Source organism: Aquabacterium sp. OR-4, from assembly GCF_025290835.2.
Taxonomy (GTDB): Bacteria; Pseudomonadota; Gammaproteobacteria; order Burkholderiales; family Burkholderiaceae_C; genus Pseudaquabacterium.
Window position 1 is genome coordinate 1,740,489 of the sequence record NZ_JAOCQD020000001.1, and the last position, 16,666, is coordinate 1,757,154.

Annotated in this window: 18 protein-coding genes; 11 read left to right on the forward strand and 7 right to left on the reverse strand. The window is 75.0% G+C overall.

The features are described from left to right. Positions 1 to 15 precede the first annotated feature (15 nt). Positions 16 to 1,074: a diguanylate cyclase gene (locus N4G63_RS07615; protein WP_260787738.1), complete on the reverse strand. Its 1,059-nt coding sequence runs from the start codon at positions 1,072 to 1,074 to the stop codon at positions 16 to 18. 373 nt (positions 1,075 to 1,447) lie between these two features. Here N4G63_RS07615 and N4G63_RS07620 point away from each other — a divergent pair, with 373 nt between their 5' ends. Together N4G63_RS07620 and N4G63_RS07625 are read left to right on the forward strand one after the other, a co-directional pair. After that, entirely contained in the window at positions 1,448 to 1,993 is a 546-nt protein-coding gene (locus tag N4G63_RS07620) for a hypothetical protein (RefSeq protein WP_260787739.1), read from the forward strand. A gap of 97 nt (positions 1,994 to 2,090) precedes the next feature. After that, entirely contained in the window at positions 2,091 to 3,230 is a 1,140-nt protein-coding gene (locus tag N4G63_RS07625; RefSeq protein ID WP_260787740.1) for an extracellular catalytic domain type 1 short-chain-length polyhydroxyalkanoate depolymerase, read from the forward strand. 2 nt (positions 3,231 to 3,232) lie between these two features. Here the strand turns inward: N4G63_RS07625 and N4G63_RS07630 are convergent, their stop codons facing one another. From N4G63_RS07630 to N4G63_RS07640, 3 genes are all read right to left on the reverse strand, one after another. Next, positions 3,233 to 3,934, reverse strand: coding sequence for a phosphatase PAP2 family protein (locus N4G63_RS07630; RefSeq protein WP_260787741.1), 702 nt, complete (start codon positions 3,932 to 3,934; stop codon positions 3,233 to 3,235). Beyond that, positions 3,931 to 6,318 (reverse strand): transglycosylase domain-containing protein, encoded by a 2,388-nt coding sequence (locus N4G63_RS07635; protein WP_314599532.1) that lies wholly within the window; start codon positions 6,316 to 6,318, stop codon positions 3,931 to 3,933. Before N4G63_RS07635 ends, N4G63_RS07630 begins: the two co-directional genes overlap by 4 nt. Positions 6,319 to 6,379: 61 nt before the next feature. Then, the gene (locus N4G63_RS07640) at positions 6,380 to 7,480 is read right to left on the reverse strand and encodes a mechanosensitive ion channel family protein (protein ID WP_314599533.1); all 1,101 of its coding nucleotides are present in this window, start codon (positions 7,478 to 7,480) and stop codon (positions 6,380 to 6,382) included. Between the two features lie 268 nt (positions 7,481 to 7,748). On the opposite strand from N4G63_RS07640, the gene N4G63_RS07645 reads away from it, so the two are divergent. Further along, positions 7,749 to 8,201: a DUF2789 domain-containing protein gene (locus tag N4G63_RS07645; RefSeq protein ID WP_314599534.1), complete on the forward strand. Its 453-nt coding sequence runs from the start codon at positions 7,749 to 7,751 to the stop codon at positions 8,199 to 8,201. Between the two features lie 89 nt (positions 8,202 to 8,290). Here the strand turns inward: N4G63_RS07645 and N4G63_RS07650 are convergent, their stop codons facing one another. Both N4G63_RS07650 and N4G63_RS07655 read right to left on the reverse strand, forming a co-directional pair. Further along, positions 8,291 to 9,130, reverse strand: coding sequence for a metallophosphoesterase family protein (locus N4G63_RS07650; RefSeq protein ID WP_260787744.1), 840 nt, complete (start codon positions 9,128 to 9,130; stop codon positions 8,291 to 8,293). Between the two features lie 18 nt (positions 9,131 to 9,148). Continuing rightward, positions 9,149 to 10,384 (reverse strand): diacylglycerol/lipid kinase family protein, encoded by a 1,236-nt coding sequence (locus tag N4G63_RS07655; protein WP_314599535.1) that lies wholly within the window; start codon positions 10,382 to 10,384, stop codon positions 9,149 to 9,151. 306 nt (positions 10,385 to 10,690) lie between these two features. Here N4G63_RS07655 and N4G63_RS07660 point away from each other — a divergent pair, with 306 nt between their 5' ends. Continuing rightward, entirely contained in the window at positions 10,691 to 11,068 is a 378-nt protein-coding gene (locus N4G63_RS07660; protein ID WP_260787746.1) for a response regulator, read from the forward strand. A gap of 124 nt (positions 11,069 to 11,192) precedes the next feature. On the opposite strand, the gene N4G63_RS07665 is transcribed toward N4G63_RS07660, so the two are convergent. Continuing rightward, positions 11,193 to 11,825: a response regulator gene (locus N4G63_RS07665; RefSeq protein ID WP_260787747.1), complete on the reverse strand. Its 633-nt coding sequence runs from the start codon at positions 11,823 to 11,825 to the stop codon at positions 11,193 to 11,195. Positions 11,826 to 12,172: 347 nt separating this feature from the next. On the opposite strand from N4G63_RS07665, the gene N4G63_RS07670 reads away from it, so the two are divergent. The 7 genes from N4G63_RS07670 to N4G63_RS07700 all read left to right on the forward strand — a co-directional run bounded on the left by N4G63_RS07670 (position 12,173) and on the right by N4G63_RS07700 (position 16,665). Further along, the gene (locus N4G63_RS07670) at positions 12,173 to 12,655 is read left to right on the forward strand and encodes a BON domain-containing protein (protein ID WP_260787748.1); all 483 of its coding nucleotides are present in this window, start codon (positions 12,173 to 12,175) and stop codon (positions 12,653 to 12,655) included. After that, a complete protein-coding gene (locus N4G63_RS07675; RefSeq protein ID WP_260787749.1) occupies positions 12,655 to 13,467 on the forward strand; it encodes an MlaE family ABC transporter permease in 813 nt (270 codons plus the stop codon). Before N4G63_RS07670 ends, N4G63_RS07675 begins: the two co-directional genes overlap by 1 nt. Next, entirely contained in the window at positions 13,464 to 14,273 is an 810-nt protein-coding gene (locus tag N4G63_RS07680) for an ABC transporter ATP-binding protein (RefSeq protein ID WP_260787750.1), read from the forward strand. The genes N4G63_RS07675 and N4G63_RS07680 overlap by 4 nt, the downstream gene beginning before the upstream one ends. After that, positions 14,270 to 15,316 (forward strand): MlaD family protein, encoded by a 1,047-nt coding sequence (locus tag N4G63_RS07685; RefSeq protein ID WP_314599536.1) that lies wholly within the window; start codon positions 14,270 to 14,272, stop codon positions 15,314 to 15,316. Before N4G63_RS07680 ends, N4G63_RS07685 begins: the two co-directional genes overlap by 4 nt. Before the next feature lie 80 nt (positions 15,317 to 15,396). Next, positions 15,397 to 16,143: a PqiC family protein gene (locus N4G63_RS07690; RefSeq protein ID WP_314599537.1), complete on the forward strand. Its 747-nt coding sequence runs from the start codon at positions 15,397 to 15,399 to the stop codon at positions 16,141 to 16,143. A gap of 109 nt (positions 16,144 to 16,252) precedes the next feature. Further along, entirely contained in the window at positions 16,253 to 16,408 is a 156-nt protein-coding gene (locus N4G63_RS07695) for a hypothetical protein (protein ID WP_260787753.1), read from the forward strand. A gap of 14 nt (positions 16,409 to 16,422) precedes the next feature. Then, positions 16,423 to 16,665: a hypothetical protein gene (locus N4G63_RS07700; protein ID WP_314599538.1), complete on the forward strand. Its 243-nt coding sequence runs from the start codon at positions 16,423 to 16,425 to the stop codon at positions 16,663 to 16,665. Position 16,666 lies beyond the last annotated feature (1 nt).

Here is a 16,666-nt window from a genome sequence, read left to right on the forward strand (position 1 = left end):
CGGCCGGCACGCCGCTCAATGTGGCTGCAAGGCCCGCGCCATCACGCTCAGGCGCGACATGGGCGCGGCGGCGGCTCGCCGGTGCGCGGCCTCGGTGGGCTCAGGCGCCGGCTGGCGCGCCAGGCTGCGCCAGGCCACGCCATCGCGGCCGTGGCGCTTGACGTCGTACAGCGCCGCATCGGCACAGGCCAGCAGCGCGGCCGCGCCGGGATCGCCCGCACCGGGGGCCCAGGCCGAGACGCCGATCGACACGCTGACCCGCGGGCCGGCGCCACGGCCGCCGTGCGGCAGGGCCTGGTCGGCCACCGCGCGCTGCAGCAGATCGGCCACCACCAGGGCGCCGCGGCCATCGGTCTCGGACAGCAGCACCGCGAATTCTTCGCCGCCAAAGCGGCCCACCAGATCGGTCGGCCGGCGCACCGCCTGGCGCAGCAGCTGGGCCACCTGGCGCAGGCAGTCGTCGCCGGCCAGATGGCCGTGGCGGTCGTTGTAGGCCTTGAAGAAATCCAGGTCGACCATCAGCAGCGCCAGCGGGCGCTGCAGGCGCTGGGCGCGGCGCCATTCGCGCTGCAGCACCGCATCCAGCTGGCGGCGGTTGGCCAGGCCGGTCAGCGCATCGAACTGCGCGCTTTGCCGCCAGTAGCTGGCGCTGCGCAGCAGCTCGAGCGTGGCGCGCACCCGCGCCGCCACCAGCGCCGGCGTGGCCTGGCGCGGCAGGCAGGCCACCGCGCCGAGGTCCAGCGCGGCGATCTCGGCACGTTCGTCGGCCTGCGACAGCATCACCATCAGCGGCACCTGGGCCAGGGCGTCCTCGTCCAGGCAGCGCTGGCGCAGCACGGCCAGATCGGCCTCGGGCAAGGTGTCGCTCACCAGCAGCAGCTCGGGCCGCTCCAGCGCGGCGGCGGCCAGGCCATCGGTCAGGCCCGAGGCCAGGCGCACCCGCGCCAGGGCCGACAGCGCCCGCACCATGCCGATGGCCCGGCGCGGATCGGGCTCGATCAGCAGCACCGGGCCGGGCGCGGCGGCCCAGTCGGGCGGCGTTTCGTCGGTCGATCCATCGGTCAGTCGGGCCATGTCAAATCTCCGTGTCATCCGGCGTCGGGCGCGGCGGCGGCGGTGTTCAGGCTGCCGCCACAGCGCAGCGGCGGCCAGCGTGGCAAAGCGGCCTGAGGCTGCTGGATGGCCCGAGCTTGCGCCGCAGCCCGCACAGCGTCTGTCGGACAACGCCGCATCGCACCCCGGCCGTGGGCCGCGGCGGCGGCGATGGTGGACGCGGGGCCCGGGTGCACGAGGGCATGCGGACATGCGGGCATGAGGGCACGGGGGCATGCGGGCATGACGGCGCGGGCGGCTGGCCCAACAGCGTGCCAGGCCGGGCGCTTGTCCTACACCAGGCAGACACACTGGCCTGCACCACCTGTCACGTGGCGCCGCCAAGATCTGCGGCATGCTGATGCCCTGCCCCCCGCTGCGCCGTGCCGCAGGCCGCCGTGACCTGCACGACGCCCTGCCCCACGCGCTGCCCCACGCGCTGCCCCACGCCCTGCCCAACACCTTGGCCGACACCTTGCCCGCTGCCGAGAACGCCGACCACCCGAGCCACGCCGTGCCGGCCCAACCCGGCCTGCCGGCCGTGGCCACGCTGCCGCTGCACGACGACGGCAGCGTGGCGGGCGAGCTCGACATCGTGTTCAGCACCCACCTCACCCTGGTGGTGCAGGCGCGGCTGGAGTTCGACGGTGCCGCTGCCGCGCAGGCGGTTGACCTGGTGGTGCCGCGCTCGCAGTGCCGCCAGGGCCGGCCGCTGCTGCCGGCCCTGCTCGAGGCCGCCCAGGCCGCGCTGGCCCGCGTGGCCGGCGCCGGCCGCGGCCCCGCACTGGCGCCGCGCGCCCTGCGCGCCCAGGTGGCCGGCCAGTGGCACGCCTTGTGGGCCGCCGCCTGCAGCGCCGCCGACCCCCAGCCCGGTGCCGGCCTTGCGCTGCAGGCCGCCTGAGCGCGCCCGCGCGCTGGCCGCGCCGATGCGGCCAGCGCACCGGCCGGCTGACCCGGCACCGCCCGCCCGGCGCGTGCATCGGCGGGGCTGCTGAGGCATGGCCAAGCGCCGTTCGCGCCGCAGCCCGGCCGCCACCAGCCTGGGCGCCGCCGCCGTGCTGGGGCGCAGCGGCCTGGCCATGGCCCAGCAGCTGCGCCGGGCCTCCAGCGCGGCATTGAAACCCTGGCTGAAGGGCTGGCAGGACGGGCTCGACGCACGCCGCGACAAATGGCTGCACGACCACCGCCCGCCCCCCGCCAGCGGCCAGTGGGTGCGCGGCGTGGCGGCGGTGGCCGCCGGGCTGCGGCAGTTTCAGCTGTACCTGCCGGCCGGCCGACCGCCCGCCGGGGCCTGGCCGCTGATGGTGATGCTGCACGGCTGCCAGCAGGACGCCGCCACCTTTGCCCACAGCACCCGCATGCACCGCCTGGCCGACCGCGAGGCCTTTGCCGTGCTCTACCTGCAGCAAGACCGCCATGCCAATGCGCAGGGCTGCTGGAACTGGTTTGCCGTGCGCAATGGCCGTGCGGCGCAAGAGGCCCGCCTGGTGCTGGCCGCCATCGACCAGGCCTGCCTGCTGCACGGCGTGGACCGCGAGCGCGTGGCCGTGGCCGGGCTCTCGGCCGGCGCCGGCCTGGCCGCGCTGCTGGCCCAGCAGCATGGCGAGCGCTTTCGCGCGGTGATCATGCACAGCGGCGTGCCGCCAGGCCTGACCCACGATGCACGCGGCGCGCTGGCCGCCATGCAGGGCCGCGCGCCCGGCGGCGCGGCGCCGGCCGCGGCCGTGGCGCCCGGCGCCGGATCATCCGGTCTGGCAGCGGGTCTGATGCCTGGCCTGGCGCCCGGCGCCAGCCCGCGGGCCGAGCCGGCCTGGCCGCCGCTGCTGGTGATCCATGGCGACCGCGACACCGTGGTCTCGCCACGCAATGCCCAGCAGGCGGTGGCGCAGTGGGCGGTGGCCGGCCAGGGCCGGGCCCTGGCCACCCGGCAGCAGCAGCGCGGCAAGCGCCTGCCGATGGCCGTGACCCGCTGGGTGCGACGCGGCGGTGCCGACGTGGCCACGCTGGTGCTGGTGCAGGGCCTGGGCCATGCCTGGAGCGGTGGTGTGGCCAGCCTGCCCTTTGGCGAGCCCGGCGGCCCCGATGCCAGCACCCTGGCCTGGCGCTTTGCCCAGCGCCAGTGGCGGCACGGGGGCTGAGTTCAGCGCGGCTGGCGCCAGGCCGGCAGCCGCTCCAGCAGCGGCACGGCCAGCGCCAGCCACAGCGCGCCCAGCGCCCAGGCAGCCAGCACGTCGCTGGGGTAGTGCACGCCCAGCAGCACGCGGCTGATGCCCACGCCCAGGGCCAGCGCGGCCGCCGGCAGCAGCACCCAGGCCGGTCGCAGCGGCGCAACCGCCGCCGCTGGCCGCGCCACCGCCACCGCATCGGCAAGCGCATCGGCAAGCGCGTCGGCACGCGTGTCGGCAAGCGCGTCCGCAGGCCGCGCCGGTGGCGGCGCCAGGCCTCGCAGCAGCACCCAGGCCAGCAGGCCATAGCCCACCAGGGCCGCGGCGGCATGGCCGCTGGGCAGGCTGCTGCCACGCACCACCACCCAGTCGGCCAGCACCGGCCCCAGCGCAGGCCGCGGGCGCAGCGCCAGGTCCTTCAGCGCCCATACGGCCAGGCCCTGCCCGGCCATCAGCAGGGCCAGCGCCAGCGCCCGCGGCCACTGGCCACGCCACATGAGCCAGGCGCTGGCCGCGGCGATCAGGCCGCCGATCACCCAGCGGTCACCCAGGTGCGACAGGCCGGCCACGGCCAGCAGCGCCTGCGCCGGCCAGTCGAGCACCAGGGCCCGCGCCGCGGCCAGCAGGTGCAGATCCAGGGCCGGCAGCCAGGCCGCGGCATCGGGCAGGCCGCTCATGGCGCGGGCCGCTCGCGGCCGGGCCGCTGCCCCACCGGCGAGAACCGCACGCCGGCCACGGTGGCCAGGCCGGTGTCGGCCAGGGTGGCGTGGTCGGCCGGCTCGCCGGCATGGGGTGGCGGCTGGGCGGCGGGCGAGGCCTCGTCCGGTGCCCCGTCCAGCGCCCCGTCCAGCGCCTCGGGGGCGATGGCGATGGCGATGGCGGGCCCGGCCGGCTCGGGCTCGCGCGGCACGGCCGGAAAGCGTGCGTCCTCAGGCAGCTGCCCGGCGGCCTGCAGCGCGGCCAGAAAATCACCGGCCAGGCGCAGCGCGCTGCGCCCGCCCTGCCCCCACTCGGTGCTGCGCATCGTCACCCGCGGGTCGTTGAAGCCGACCCAGGCGCCCACCACCAGGCGCGGGTGCGCGGCGATGAACCAGCCGTCGGTGTTGCGCTGGGTGGTGCCGGTCTTGCCCACCACATCACCGCGCACGCCAAACTGCGTGCGCAGCGCGCGGCCGGTGCCCTGGTCCACCGCGTCGCGCAGCATGTCCACCAGCAGCGCGGCATGGCCGGTGTCCAGCACCTGCTCGGCACGCCCGTCGGCCACAAACAGCGTGAGCCCGTGGCGGTCGGTGATGCGCTCGATGAACACCGGCGTGCGGCGCTGGCCCAGCGCGGCCAGCGTGCCGTAGGCCTGCGCCATCTCGAGCAGCGTGACCGGGCTGGTGCCGAGCGCCAGCGATGGCACGGCCTGCAGCGGCGAGCGGTCGACGCCCAGCAGCCGCGCATAGTGGGCCACCCGCACCGGGCCCACCTCGTGCATGACCTGCGCGGTGATGGTGTTGCGCGAGCGGGCCAGGCCGCTGCGCAGGCTCATGGCCTGGCCGCTGGCGCCGCCGGCGTCGGCGGGTGACCAGCGCCCGCCGCTGGCCAGCGGGTAGTGCAAAACCTCGTCGACGAAGCGCCGGACCGGCGCCATGCCGTCGCGCAGCGCGGCGCCGTAGACAAAGGGCTTGAAGGTCGAGCCCGGCTGGCGCCGCGCCTGGGTCACATGGTCGAAGCGGTCGTGCGCGAAGTTGCGGCTGCCGACATGGGCGCGCACCGCGCCGCTGCGCGGGTCGAGCGCGATGAAGCCGGCCTCGAGCCGGGTGCGGTCGGCCTGCAGCGCGGCCAGCTGCGGGTCGCGCAGGGCCAGCGCCAGCGCCGCGGCTTCGTCGGCCCCGGCCGCGCGGGCGCGGCGATAGGCCGGCGTGGCCTGGGCCAGCTCGGCCAGCAGCTCGCCGCGCTCGCGCCAGAAGTGCGCAAAGGGCGTGGCCACCGTGGCCGCCGCAGGCGGGCCGGCGCGCAGCTCGGCACGCGACCACTCGGCCTCGGCCACCCGCTGCAGCAGCGCGGTCTGGCGCGCCACGGCCTGCTCGGCCAGCGCCTGCTGGCGCGTGTCCAGCGACACCTGCACCCGCAGGCCGTCGCGCTGCGGATCGAGGCCCTGGCTGCGGGCCCAGTCGCCCAGCTGCTGGCGCACCACGCGCAGGTAGTGCGGTGCCGGCGGCGCGGCCAGGTCGGCGCGCTGCAGCGCCAGGCCCAGGGCCTGGGCGCGGGCCTGGCGCGCCTGGCCGGCATCGAGCCGGCCGGTGGCCTGCATGCGGGCCAGCACCAGGTTGCGCCGGGCCAGTGCGCGTGCCGGAAAGCGCTCGGGGTCGTACTGGGCCGGGCCCTTCAGCAGCGCCACCAGCAGCGCGGCCTCGTGGGTGGCCAGCGCCGCGGCGGGCTTGCCGAAGTAGGTGCGCGCGGCGGCGCCCACGCCCACCACGTTGTAGCGGTAGGGCACCTGGTTCAGGTACAGGGCCAGCAGGGCGGGCTTGTCGTACAGGCCCTCGAGCTTCAGCGCCACGGCCAGCTCGCGCAGCTTGCGCATCAGGCTGCGCTGCTGGCCCACCTCGTCGGGAAACAGGTTGCGCGCCAGCTGCTGGGTGAGCGTGGAGCCGCCCTGCAGGTCGCCGCGCAGCGTGGCCAGCACCGAGCCCAGCACGCGACGCGGATCAACACCGCCATGGCTGTAGAAGCGCCGGTCCTCGGTGGCCAGCAGCGCATCGATCAGCGCGGCGGGCACCTGCTGCGGCGTGACCGGCTCGTGCACCCGGCTGTCCAGGCGCTGCAGCAGCACGCCGTCGCTGGACACGATCTGCGAGGGCTCGGCCGCCAGGCGCTGCGCGATGGCCGCTGCCGAGGGCGTGCCCCACCACACGGCCGCCAGCAGCGCGCCGCCAGCGGCCACGGCCAGGCCCAGCAGGGCCAGCGCGGCCCACAGCATGCCGCGCAGGCTGCGCCGCCAGCGCCGCTCGGGCAGCGGCACAAACGCTGCGCCGGCGGCGGCATCGGCGCTGGGTTCAGGGCGGTTCGGCATGGTGGGCCTCGCGGCGGGGTGGGTTGGTGGGGCGGGCGTTCAGGGGCATCACGGGCCGGCCTCACGGGCCGGCGACCGGCGCCGGCTCCAGCCCGCCCAGGCCTGGCGGCGCCACCAGGTTCACGGTGCGGGTGGGAAAGGCAAAGTCGATCTGGCGCTGCTTGAGCGCACGCATCAGCGCCAGGTTGACGGCCTGCTGGCGGTCCATGTAGACCTCGAAGCTCGGGTCCATCACGCGGTACACCACCTCGAAGTCGAGCGAGCTTTCGCCAAAGCCCTTGAAGTGCGCGCGGCCGAACTGCAGTGCGCTGTCGGCCTCGACGATGCCGCGCACGATGCCCGGCACCTCGGCCACCTGGTCGGCCGTGGCGTCGTAGGTGATGCCGAAGTTGAAGACCACGCGCCGCGTCTGCAGGCGCTTGAAGTTGGCCACCGTCTGGCGCAGCAGCTCGGCGTTGGACATCACCACCTGCTCGCCGCCGATGCTGCGGATGCGCGTGGTCTTCAGGCCCACCTTCTCGACCGTGCCCGAGACCTGGCCCACGGTGATGGCGTCGCCCACCTCGAAGGGCTTGTCCACCGCGATGGCCAGCGAGGCGAACAGATCGCCCAGCACGTTCTGCACCGCCAGCGCGATGGCGATGCCGCCGATGCCCAGGCTGGCCACGAAGGCGGTGATGTCCACGCCCATGTTCGACAGCACGGCCATCAGCACCACCAGCCAGAGCAGGCCGCGCAGGCCCCAGCCCATCAGCGTGCCCGAGGCCGACAGCGCCGTGCCCGGCGCCTGCTGCTCGTGGTGGGCGCGCAGCACCATGCCCACCGCCTGCTGGCCCCACAGGCCCAGCTGCAGCGCCACCACGGCAAACCACAGCTGCGACACGCGCCCGTGCCAGCGGTCGTCCAGCGGCAGCATGCCCAGCGCCACCAGCGCGCCCACCAGCATCAGCAGCGGCGTGCTGGTGCGCGCCAGCACCTGGGCCAGGCCGTCGTCGATGCGGGTGCGGGTGCGCGCCGAAAAGCGCTGCAGCCGCTGCACCGCCAGCCGCACGCCGGCCGACAGCGCCAGGTAGACCAGCAGGCCGGCGGCCAGCGCCAGTGCCACGTCGGACCAGTCGACGCCAGGAAACAGGCGCTGGCTGCGCTGCAGCAGCTCGCTCACGGAAGCAGGTAGGTTCAAGCTCATGGAGATGCCGGGTGGGCGGTCAGCGTCGGGGATGACGGTCCGCCGATCGTGCGGCGCGCGGGCGACGCTGTCTGTCGGTGCGGTGGTGGCGGCCGTGTCGGCCGGCGCCGACAGCCGGCGGCCGACGCCCACACGGCGGTTTGGCCTACACGGGCCCGCCGGCCGCGCGCCTAGTCTGGTGGCCAGCAGAGTTGACCGGCCGGCGCGCCGCACTCGTTTTCGCCCACACGCCCCGGAGACCGCGATGGACACCACCACCCACCACAGCATGCAGGACCTGTTTGCCCAGCTGGGCCTGCCGCAGGAGGCGCATGAGATCCGCGCCTTCGTGCGCCAGCACCGGCCGCTGCCCGACCACCTGCGCCTGCCCGACGCGCCGTTCTGGAGCGAGAGCCAGGCCGGATTTCTGCGCGAGAAGATCCGCGAAGACGGCGACTGGGCGGTGCTGGTCGACACGCTGAACGCGCAGCTGCGCGAGCACCCCAGCCCCGAGGCCCTGCCGCAGGCCGAGGCACCGGCCGAGGTCGAGGGCGAAGGCAACATCGGCGCGGCCCGTCGCTACAACGAGGCCACCCAGTTCTACGTGAGCCAGCACGACACCGCGGCCGATGCGCGCGCCGCCGCCCCGCAAGGGGCTCGCGAGGCCGCCGAGCTGCACGCCGCCGAGCAGGCCGCCGCGGCCAAGGCACGACGCTGACACGCTGCGGATGAGCCGGCTCACGCCGGTTCATTCACCCCTGGTGCGCCGGCGGCGGGTGGCCGGCCGGCCTGCGCGCCCGCCGCTCGTCAGGTGGCCCAGGCGCCCGGGCGCCAGGGCAGCGGGTCGCGCAGCGCGCGCAGGGCATGGCGGGCGGCCGGCATGAAGGCCTGGCGCACGCCGTCGTAGTCATAGCGCAGGCAGCAGCGGCCCGGCGCGCAGCCGGGGCCGCTGGCCGGCTCGTCCACCAGCAGCTGCACGCTGTTGGCCACCGTGGGCGCCAGCCGGCGCGACACGCTGCTGCCGGCCTGCGCCACCCAGCAGCGCGGGCCCACGCGGATCAGCGCCGGCACATGCAGATGGCCCGAGATCAGCAGCTCGGCGCCGGCCTGCTGCCAGGCCTGCAGCGCGCGGCGGTGGCGCCAGGGGCGGTCTTCGTGGTCGGCCTCCTGGGCCACGGCCAGCGGGTGGTGGCTCATCACGATGCGCCAGGCACCGGCCGGCGCGTCGTGCAGGCGCTGCGCCACCGCGTCGATCTGCGCGGCCGACAAGGTGCCGTGGCGGTGCCGCCACCAGCGCGTGGTGTCCACCGCCACCACGCGCGCGCCCGGCAGATCGAACTGCGCCACGCCGCCCGGCGGGCGCAGCCCGCACACCTGCTCGTAGCCGGCGTAGGGCTGGCGCAGGCGCGGCCACAGCCGCCACAACGGGATGTCGTGGTTGCCCGGGATCACCAGGCGCGGCACGGCCGGCAGGCGGGCCAGCAGGCCGGCCGCCGCGGCAAACTGCGCCGGCGTGGCGCGCTGGGTGAGATCGCCGCTGATCAGCAGGGCCTGCGGCGCCAGCCGGTGGGCCAGGCTCAGCAGCGCCTCCAGCACCACCGGCTGCTCGGTGCCCAGGTGCGGGTCAGACAGGTGCAGCAAGCGCATGCGCCGCGCCCTGCCCGCTCAGGCCTGGGCCACGCGGCCGGCCAGCGGCGCCGCGCTGCCTTCGGCCTGTGGCGCGGCGTTTTGCCCGGCTGCCTGCGGCGGCGGCGCCACCAGCCACAGCGGGTGGCTGGCCAGCGCAAAACGCAGCGGCAGGTGCATCCAGCTGCGCTCGCCGTCAAAGGCCACGCGCACGCGCTGGCTCAGTCGCCAGCCGGCGGCCTCGACGGTCAGGGCGGTGCAGCTGAAGCTGTCCACCGCCTCGTGCTGGCCCATGCGGCCACGCAGCGCCTGCCACAGCATCTGCAGCATCGACCAGGCGCTGCGCGGCGCCAGCGTGGTGGCCACCAGGCGGCGGCGGCCGGCCTTCTCGGCCTCGTCCACGCCCACCCGTTCGAGCTGCAGCGCGTTGTTGCCGACGAACAGCGTGCTGGTCAGGGTCATGCGCTGGCGTTCGCGGCCCTGGCCGTCGCGCTCGAGCAGGCGCAGCACCTGGCCACGCTGGGCCCGCAGCAGGCTCAGCAGCCCCGACACCAGGGCCACCGCACGGTGGCGGCCGAACTGCCGCTTGGCCGCCTCGCGCTCGGCCAGCAGGCGCGGGTACAGGCCCAGGCTGGCATTGACCAGAAAGGTCTGGCCATTGACCACGCCCGGCACCACCGGCCGCACCAGGCCCTGGTCGAGCGCCTGGGTGAACTGGCCGATGGCCTCGCCCAGGTCGGGCGAGATGCCCTGCTGGCGGCTGAAGAAGTTGAACGTGCCCTGGCACACCACGCCCATCGGCACGCCGCGCTGCCAGCAGGCCTGCGCCGCGGCATTGATGGTGCCGTCGCCGCCGATGGCCAGCACCAGGCCGCCGGCGGCCGCCGCGGCACGGGCCGCCTGCTCGGCCGCGGCCGGGGTCTCGGCCGCCCGTGCCGGCACATGCCAGTGCAGCTGGCGCCCGGCCAGCGCCGGATGGCCGGCCACGGTGTCGCGGATGCGCTGCATCTGCGCCCGCTCGCGCCGGCCCATCAGCAGGTGCAGCGGCGCATCGGGCCGCAGCGGCGGTGGCGTGGCGGGTGTGGCGGGCGTGGCCGGCGTGGCTGACGTTGCGGGCGTGGCTGACGCGGGCGCCACGCCGCGCTGGCCAGGCCACACGCCCGCGGCCGGGCTGGACGGGTGGGCCAAGGGGTGAGCCAAGGGCTGGGCCAAAGCCTGGGCCATGGGGTGGCCGGTGGCGTGGCGGGGCGGAAAGGTGGGCCGGTCAGCGGTCATGTCGGGTCGCCGTGCGGCAAGCGCGGCGGTGGCTCGGGCGGCTTGCCCGCATGCCCGTCACAGTGCCGCGACACGGTGCCGCCGGGCCTCGGACGTTGGCGCAATGGCGTGTCAGCGTTGGCCTGCACGGCCGCGTTGGCGCACGGCCGGCACCGGCCGCTGTAGGAATCGTCCGACGCCCGGCCGGGTGATGCGCCCGACTGCAGCCCGACCGCGCGGTGCCGATAATGCTTGCAATCGTTCGCGCCCGGGCTGGCTGTGGCCCTGCTCCTGCCGAACTCCGCCGCTCACCGTGACAAGCCTTTCGTGCTGACCTGTTTCCTCGTCGAAGACAGCCCGGTCATCCAGCAGAACCTCGTGGCCACGCTGGAGGAGATGCTGCCCATGCGCGTGGTCGGCACCTGCGAGGACGAGGGCACCGCGGTGGCCTGGATCAGCAACAGCGCGCACCGCTGCGACCTGATGATCATCGACGTGTTCCTCAAGAGCGGCAGCGGGCTCGAGGTGCTGCGCCGCGCGCGCCTGCTGCGGCCCGACAGCCGCCTGGTGGTGCTGACCAACTACGCCACGCCCGACATGCGCAAGCGCGCGCAGCAGCTGGGCGCCGACCGCGTGTTCGACAAGTCGGCCGAGCTCGACGAGCTGCTCGCCTACTGCGAGACCCTGAGCGGCCCGCCGCACTGAGCCCGCCGGCGCCTCGAGCCGGCCACAAGCCAGGCCCGCCGCATCCGGGCCGGCGCCATGTCAAACGGGGCCCGCGGGCCCCGTTTGACATTGGCAGGCGGCGCCTGCGCCGCGGCGCGCCGGCCTACTGGATCAGGCCGTTCTTCAGCGCGTAGTAGGTCAGGTCGCTGTTGGTGGCCAGCTTCATCTTCTCCATCACGCGGGTGCGGTAGGTGCTGACCGTCTTGACCGACAGCGCCATGCTGTCGGCCATGTGGCTGATGGTCTCGCCCTTGGCCAGGCGCAGAAAGACCTGGAACTCGCGCTCGGACAGCAGCTCGTGCGGCGGCTTGTCGCTGTCGGCGCCCAGGCCGTCGGCCAGCAGCTCGGCCACCGCCGGGGTGATGTACTTGCGCCCGCGCACCACGGTGCGGATGGCCTTGACGATCTCCTCGGGGTCGCACTCCTTGTTCAGGTAGCCGCTGGCGCCCTGGCGCAGCAGCGTGGTGGCGTAGTGCGTCTCGGGGTAGCCGCTGAGGATCAGCACCGGCAGCTCGGGCTCGCGGGCCTTGATCGCGGCCAGCGCATCGACACCGCTCTGGTCGGGCATGCTCAGGTCCATCAGCACCACATCCAGATCGCCGCGGCGCACCAGGTCGAGCGCCTCGCGGCCGGTGGCGGCCTCGCCGGTGACACGCAGATCCACCTGGGTGGAGAAAAACTGGCGCAAGCCGGCGCGGACGATGGCGTGGTCATCGACGATGACGATTCGGATCATGGAGCGGGTTCCTTCGCGGTCTGCGGCCGGTGTGGCCGCGGCGGCCGATCGATGTGGGTCGATGCCCGGCTGCCATGGCCGGGCCCTTGCGATCCAGTGTAGGAGCAGGCCCGGCCGCCCGCCAGCGCCCCGGCCGGCCCCGGGGGCAGAACCCGGCATCGGCCGACGCCAGCGGTAGGCGCTGTCCGACAGGCCGCGCCTGCCGGCACCGACACCTGCCGCGTTGCGCCCCGCCTAGGCTTGCGGCCATGGATCCGGCGGCTGCCGCAGGGTCCATCGACCCCGGCCCCCCAACACCCCACGGCCCAGGCGGCCGCGACCCTCCACCGATCGAAAGGACCCTCACCATGAACCGCATGAACCGCACGCCCACCTCCCGTTCCAGCACCCTGCTCGTGGCCGCGATCGCGGCGCTGGTGCTCAGCGCCTGCAGCCGCGACGACAACCGCACCGCCGGCCAGCAGGTGGATGCCGCCATCGCCAAGACCGAGGCCGCCACCGACAAGGCCGCCAGCGAGATCAAGCAGGAAAGCGCCGAGGCCAAGGCCGCCGTCGAGCGCTCGGCCGACAAGGCGGCCGGTGCGCTGGACAACGCCGCCAGCAAGGTGGCCGATGCCGGCGCCGATGCCCTGATCACCGCCGCGGTGAATGCCGAGCTGGCCAAGGACCCCAACCTCAGCGCGCTGAAGATCGACGTCGACACACGCAACGGCCGGGTGATGCTCAGCGGCACCGCGCCCAGCACCACGGCGCGCGAGCGCGCCACCAGCCTGGCGGCCAGCGTGAAGGGCGTCAGCAGCGTCGAAAACCGCCTCGAGGTGCGCGGCTGATGATGCCCGGTGCGGCGCACGCCGGCCTGCATGCCACCGGCGAGCGCGTGCTGCGCAGTGGCCGGCGCATGGCCGGCACGCTGCACTTTCTGGGCAGCGTGCTGCAGGCGCTGGGCCGGTTGCTGCGCGGCCGCGCCCAGATGCGCCGCGCCGACCTGCTGCTGCAGCTTGACCAGACCGGCCCGCGCAGCGTGCCCATCGTGGCCCTGGTGTGCGGCCTGGTCGGGCTGATCCTGGCCTACATGGGCGCGGCGCAGCTGCAGCGCTTTGGCGCCCAGTCCTTCATCGCCGATCTGGTGAGCGTGGGCGTGGTGCGCGAGATCGCCGCGCTGATGACCGGCGTGATCCTGTCGGGCCGCGTTGGCGCGGCCTTTGCCGCCCAGCTGGGCGCCATGCAGGCCAATGACGAGATCGACGCGCTGCGCGTGATGGGCATCGACCCGATCGACCACCTGGTCTTGCCGCGCGTGCTGGCGCTGACCCTGATCGCTCCGCTGCTCACCGCCATCGGCGCCGTGGTGGGCATGGCCGCCGGCTGGCTGATCGCGGTCAGCGTGTTCGGCATCCTGTCGGCCGACTTCCTGGCCCGCAGCGCCCAGGCGCTGAGCCTGGGCCATCTGCTGGTGGGCCTGGGCAAGGGCAGCGTGTATGCGCTGCTGGTGGGCCTGGCCGGCTGCCACCAGGGCCTGGCCTCGGGCCGCAGCGCGCAGGCGGTGGGCCAGGCCACCACGCTGGCGGTGGTGCGCGGCATCGTGTGGATCGTGGCCGCGGCCTCGGTACTCACCGTGCTGCTGCAAAGGCTGTCCTGGTGAGCGGCGCGCCCGGGCCGCTGGTGCAGGTGCGGGGCCTCACGCTGTGCGCTGGCACGCGCGTGCTGCAGCGTGCGCTCAGCTTCGACATCCACCCCGCCGAGGTGCTGGTGATCATGGGCGGCAGCGGCTGCGGCAAGAGCACGCTGCTGCGCCACCTGGTGGGCCTGCAGGTGCCGGCGGCCGGCCGCATCTGCCACCGCGGGGTCGATCTGCACCGCGCCAGCGCGGACGCGCTGGTGCAGCTGCGCCGCGGCTTTGGCGTGATGTTCCAGGCCGGTGCGCTGTGGAGCTCGATGACCGTGGGCGAGAACGTGATGCTGCCGATGGAGATGTTCACCAGCATGAGCCCCCGCCAGCGCGCCGAGCGCGCGCAATCGCACCTGGCCGATGTGGGCCTGGCCGACGCCTTCGAGCTCGACCCCGCGGCGCTGAGCGGCGGCATGCGCAAGCGCGCGGCCATCGCCCGCGCACTGGCCCTCGACCCGCCGCTGCTGTTTCTCGACGAACCCTCGGCCGGCCTCGACCCGCCCACCTCGGCCCAGCTGGATGCGCTGCTGCTGTCGCTGCGCGAGCGCCAGGGCACCAGCATCGTGCTGGTGACGCACGAGCTCGACAGCATCTTCGCGGTGGCCGACCGGGCGCTGTTTCTCGATTCCCAAACCCGGACCATGCTGCCGCCCGACGCACCGCAGGCGCTGCGCGACCACGGCCCGGCCGTGGTGCGCGACTTTCTGCGCGGGCGTGTCGGGGCCAGGCCGTCACCGGCGCCCGCCGCGCCGGATGCCGCCCGCGGAGCCGCGCCATGAACCGGCGCGGCAATGCCACGCTGATCGGCCTGTTCGTGGTGGTCGGCCTGGCGCTGGTGGCGGCCGGCGTGCTGGTGGCCACCGGCGGGCGGCTGTTTGCGCGCAAGGAGCAGGCGGTGCTGTACTTTCAGGGCTCGATCTACGGCCTGCAGGTGGGCGCGCCGGTGATGTTTCGCGGCGTGCGCCTGGGCGCGGTCAGCGCCATCGGCCTGCAGCACGAGGCGCCCACCGACCAGTTCACCATCCCCGTGCGGGTGGAGCTCGACCGCGACGGCATCACCACCGTGCATGCCAACGGCACGCGCGAGCGCCGCGCGCTGACCCTGGCCGACATGGTGGCGCGCGGCCTGTCGGCGCAGCTGTCGCTGCAAAGCCTGCTCACCGGCCAGCAGTATGTCGACCTCGACCTGCGCCCCGACAAGCCGGGCATCCGCCACCGCGCGCCCGGCAGCACGCCGGTGATCGAGATTCCAACCACCTCGACCACCATCCAGAACCTCAAGGCCCAGCTTGAAAGCCTGGACGTGCGCGCCCTGGCCGACGATGTGAGCGGCACCGCGCGCGCGGTGCGCGATCTGGTGTCGGGCCCGGCGCTGCGCGAATCGGTGGCCAACCTGCAGCGCATCAGCGCCGACCTGCGGCAGGTGAGCGCCACGCTGGCGCGCCGCACCGACCCCGCGGCCCGCGAGCTGCAGGCCACGCTGCACGACACCCGCGCCGCACTGGCCCGCCTGGGCCAGGCCGCCGACCGGGTGGGCGACAGCGCGCAGCGTGTGGGCAGTGGCGCCGACCGGGTGGCGGCGCTGGCCGATCCGCAGGCCCCGCTGCTGCAGGCGCTGCAGCGCACGGCCGACGAGCTGGCCCTGGCCGCCGCCGGCCTGCGCAGCCACACCCAGCCGGATGCGCCGCTGGCCCAGGACCTGTCGCGCACGCTCAACGATGTGTCGCGTGCCTCGCGCAGCCTGGGCGAGCTGGCCGACCTGCTCGAGCGCCACCCCGACGCACTGCTGCGCGGCCGCCCGCGCGAACAAGGCACCCCATGACACCCGCGCCGACACCCACCCTCACCGCTTGCCACGCCAACACCAAAACCGGCGCAAACGCCAACGCGGCTGCGGCTGCGGTGCCCCAGGCTTGGTCGCCGTGGCTGATGGGCTGCGCGCTGGCGGCCCTGGTCACGCTGGCCGGTTGCGCCAGCCCGCCGCCGGCGCCGCCCTGGCTGCACCTGCCCACGCTGGCCGCGGGTGGGCAGAACGCAGGCTCCACCGCCGGCATGCCCCCGGCCGCCGCCGCCACACCATGGCGCCTGCAGCGGCCGGTGACCTTGCCCGCCGCGCTCGAGCGCGAGGCAGTGCTGGTGGCCGTGGCGCCAGGCCAGTGGGTGGCCTGGCAGGGCCTGCGCTGGAGCGAGCCGCTGCGCGATGCCTTGCCGCGGGTGCTGGCGGCCGACCTGGCCGAGCTGCGCCAGGCGCCGGTGTGGGACGGCCCCACCCCGCCGGTGCCCACGCTGCGTGTGCAGATCGACGACTGGGAAGCCTCGCTGCCGCTGGCCCAGGTGCAGCTGCGCGCACGCTGGACGCTGCTGGCACCGGGCGCCAGCGGGCCGATCGCACCGGTCGCACCAGGCGCACCAGGCGCACCAGTCGTGCCCATCGGGCCCATCGCACCCACCGCGGCCACCCCCGGCCTGGCGAACCTCCCGAACGTCCCCAGCGTCCCCAGCGTCACCAGCATCAGCAGCGGCACCGTGCTGATCCGCCAGCCCTGGCCGCAGGCCACGCCCGCCGGCCTGGTGCAGGCCCAGCGGGCTGCGCTGCGCGCGCTGGCCGAGCAGCTGCTGCAGCAGGCGGGCGCCGCGCCGCAGTCGTAGGACAAGCCCCACAGCGGCATCTGCCGGCGTCCTGCTGCCCGCGGCGCGGCGTTTTTCTACAGTGGCTTCAACGCGGCCACGGTGGCCGCCGCAAGCCCAGGGAGCCGCCATGAGACGCTGCAACACCGCCATCTACCTGCTCGTCAGCGCGGCCAGTCTGGTGCTGGCCACGCTGCAGCCCAGCCTGGTGCCCGAGGCCCATGCCGCGGCCCTGCTCGACAGCGTGGCCGCCGGCCCCGCCACCCTGGCCTCCTCGCAGCCCTGACCGGAATCCACGCCATGCTCCGCACCGCCTCCCTGCCCTACCCCGAGCGCTACCCCGAGCGCCCCCTCACCGAGCTGCCGCCGGCCCTCAAGGACCATGTGCGCAGCCTGGGCCGCCACCTGCAGCAATGCCGCCAGGCCCAGGGCCGCCTGTTCGGCCTGAACCGCCTGGCCACCGACATGCATGGCTGGGTGGCGCCGCGCTTCGTCACCACGCTGGCCGTGGCGGCGGTGCTCATCGCGCTGGCCAGCAGCTGAG

Excerpts from the sequence above, each read along its gene's own strand:
- N4G63_RS07615 (WP_260787738.1), bottom strand. The coding sequence starts at position 1,074 with ATGGCCCGACTGACCGATGGATCGACCGACGAAACGCCGCCCGACTGG.
- N4G63_RS07620 (WP_260787739.1), top strand. The coding sequence starts at position 1,448 with ATGCTGATGCCCTGCCCCCCGCTGCGCCGTGCCGCAGGCCGCCGTGAC.
- N4G63_RS07625 (WP_260787740.1), top strand. The coding sequence starts at position 2,091 with ATGGCCAAGCGCCGTTCGCGCCGCAGCCCGGCCGCCACCAGCCTGGGC.
- N4G63_RS07630 (WP_260787741.1), bottom strand. The coding sequence starts at position 3,934 with ATGAGCGGCCTGCCCGATGCCGCGGCCTGGCTGCCGGCCCTGGATCTG.
- N4G63_RS07635 (WP_314599532.1), bottom strand. The coding sequence starts at position 6,318 with ATGCCGAACCGCCCTGAACCCAGCGCCGATGCCGCCGCCGGCGCAGCG.
- N4G63_RS07645 (WP_314599534.1), top strand. The coding sequence starts at position 7,749 with ATGGACACCACCACCCACCACAGCATGCAGGACCTGTTTGCCCAGCTG.
- N4G63_RS07650 (WP_260787744.1), bottom strand. The coding sequence starts at position 9,130 with ATGCGCTTGCTGCACCTGTCTGACCCGCACCTGGGCACCGAGCAGCCG.
- N4G63_RS07655 (WP_314599535.1), bottom strand. The coding sequence starts at position 10,384 with ATGACCGCTGACCGGCCCACCTTTCCGCCCCGCCACGCCACCGGCCAC.
- N4G63_RS07665 (WP_260787747.1), bottom strand. The coding sequence starts at position 11,825 with ATGATCCGAATCGTCATCGTCGATGACCACGCCATCGTCCGCGCCGGC.
- N4G63_RS07670 (WP_260787748.1), top strand. The coding sequence starts at position 12,173 with ATGAACCGCATGAACCGCACGCCCACCTCCCGTTCCAGCACCCTGCTC.
- N4G63_RS07675 (WP_260787749.1), top strand. The coding sequence starts at position 12,655 with ATGATGCCCGGTGCGGCGCACGCCGGCCTGCATGCCACCGGCGAGCGC.
- N4G63_RS07685 (WP_314599536.1), top strand. The coding sequence starts at position 14,270 with ATGAACCGGCGCGGCAATGCCACGCTGATCGGCCTGTTCGTGGTGGTC.
- N4G63_RS07695 (WP_260787753.1), top strand. The coding sequence starts at position 16,253 with ATGAGACGCTGCAACACCGCCATCTACCTGCTCGTCAGCGCGGCCAGT.
- N4G63_RS07700 (WP_314599538.1), top strand. The coding sequence starts at position 16,423 with ATGCTCCGCACCGCCTCCCTGCCCTACCCCGAGCGCTACCCCGAGCGC.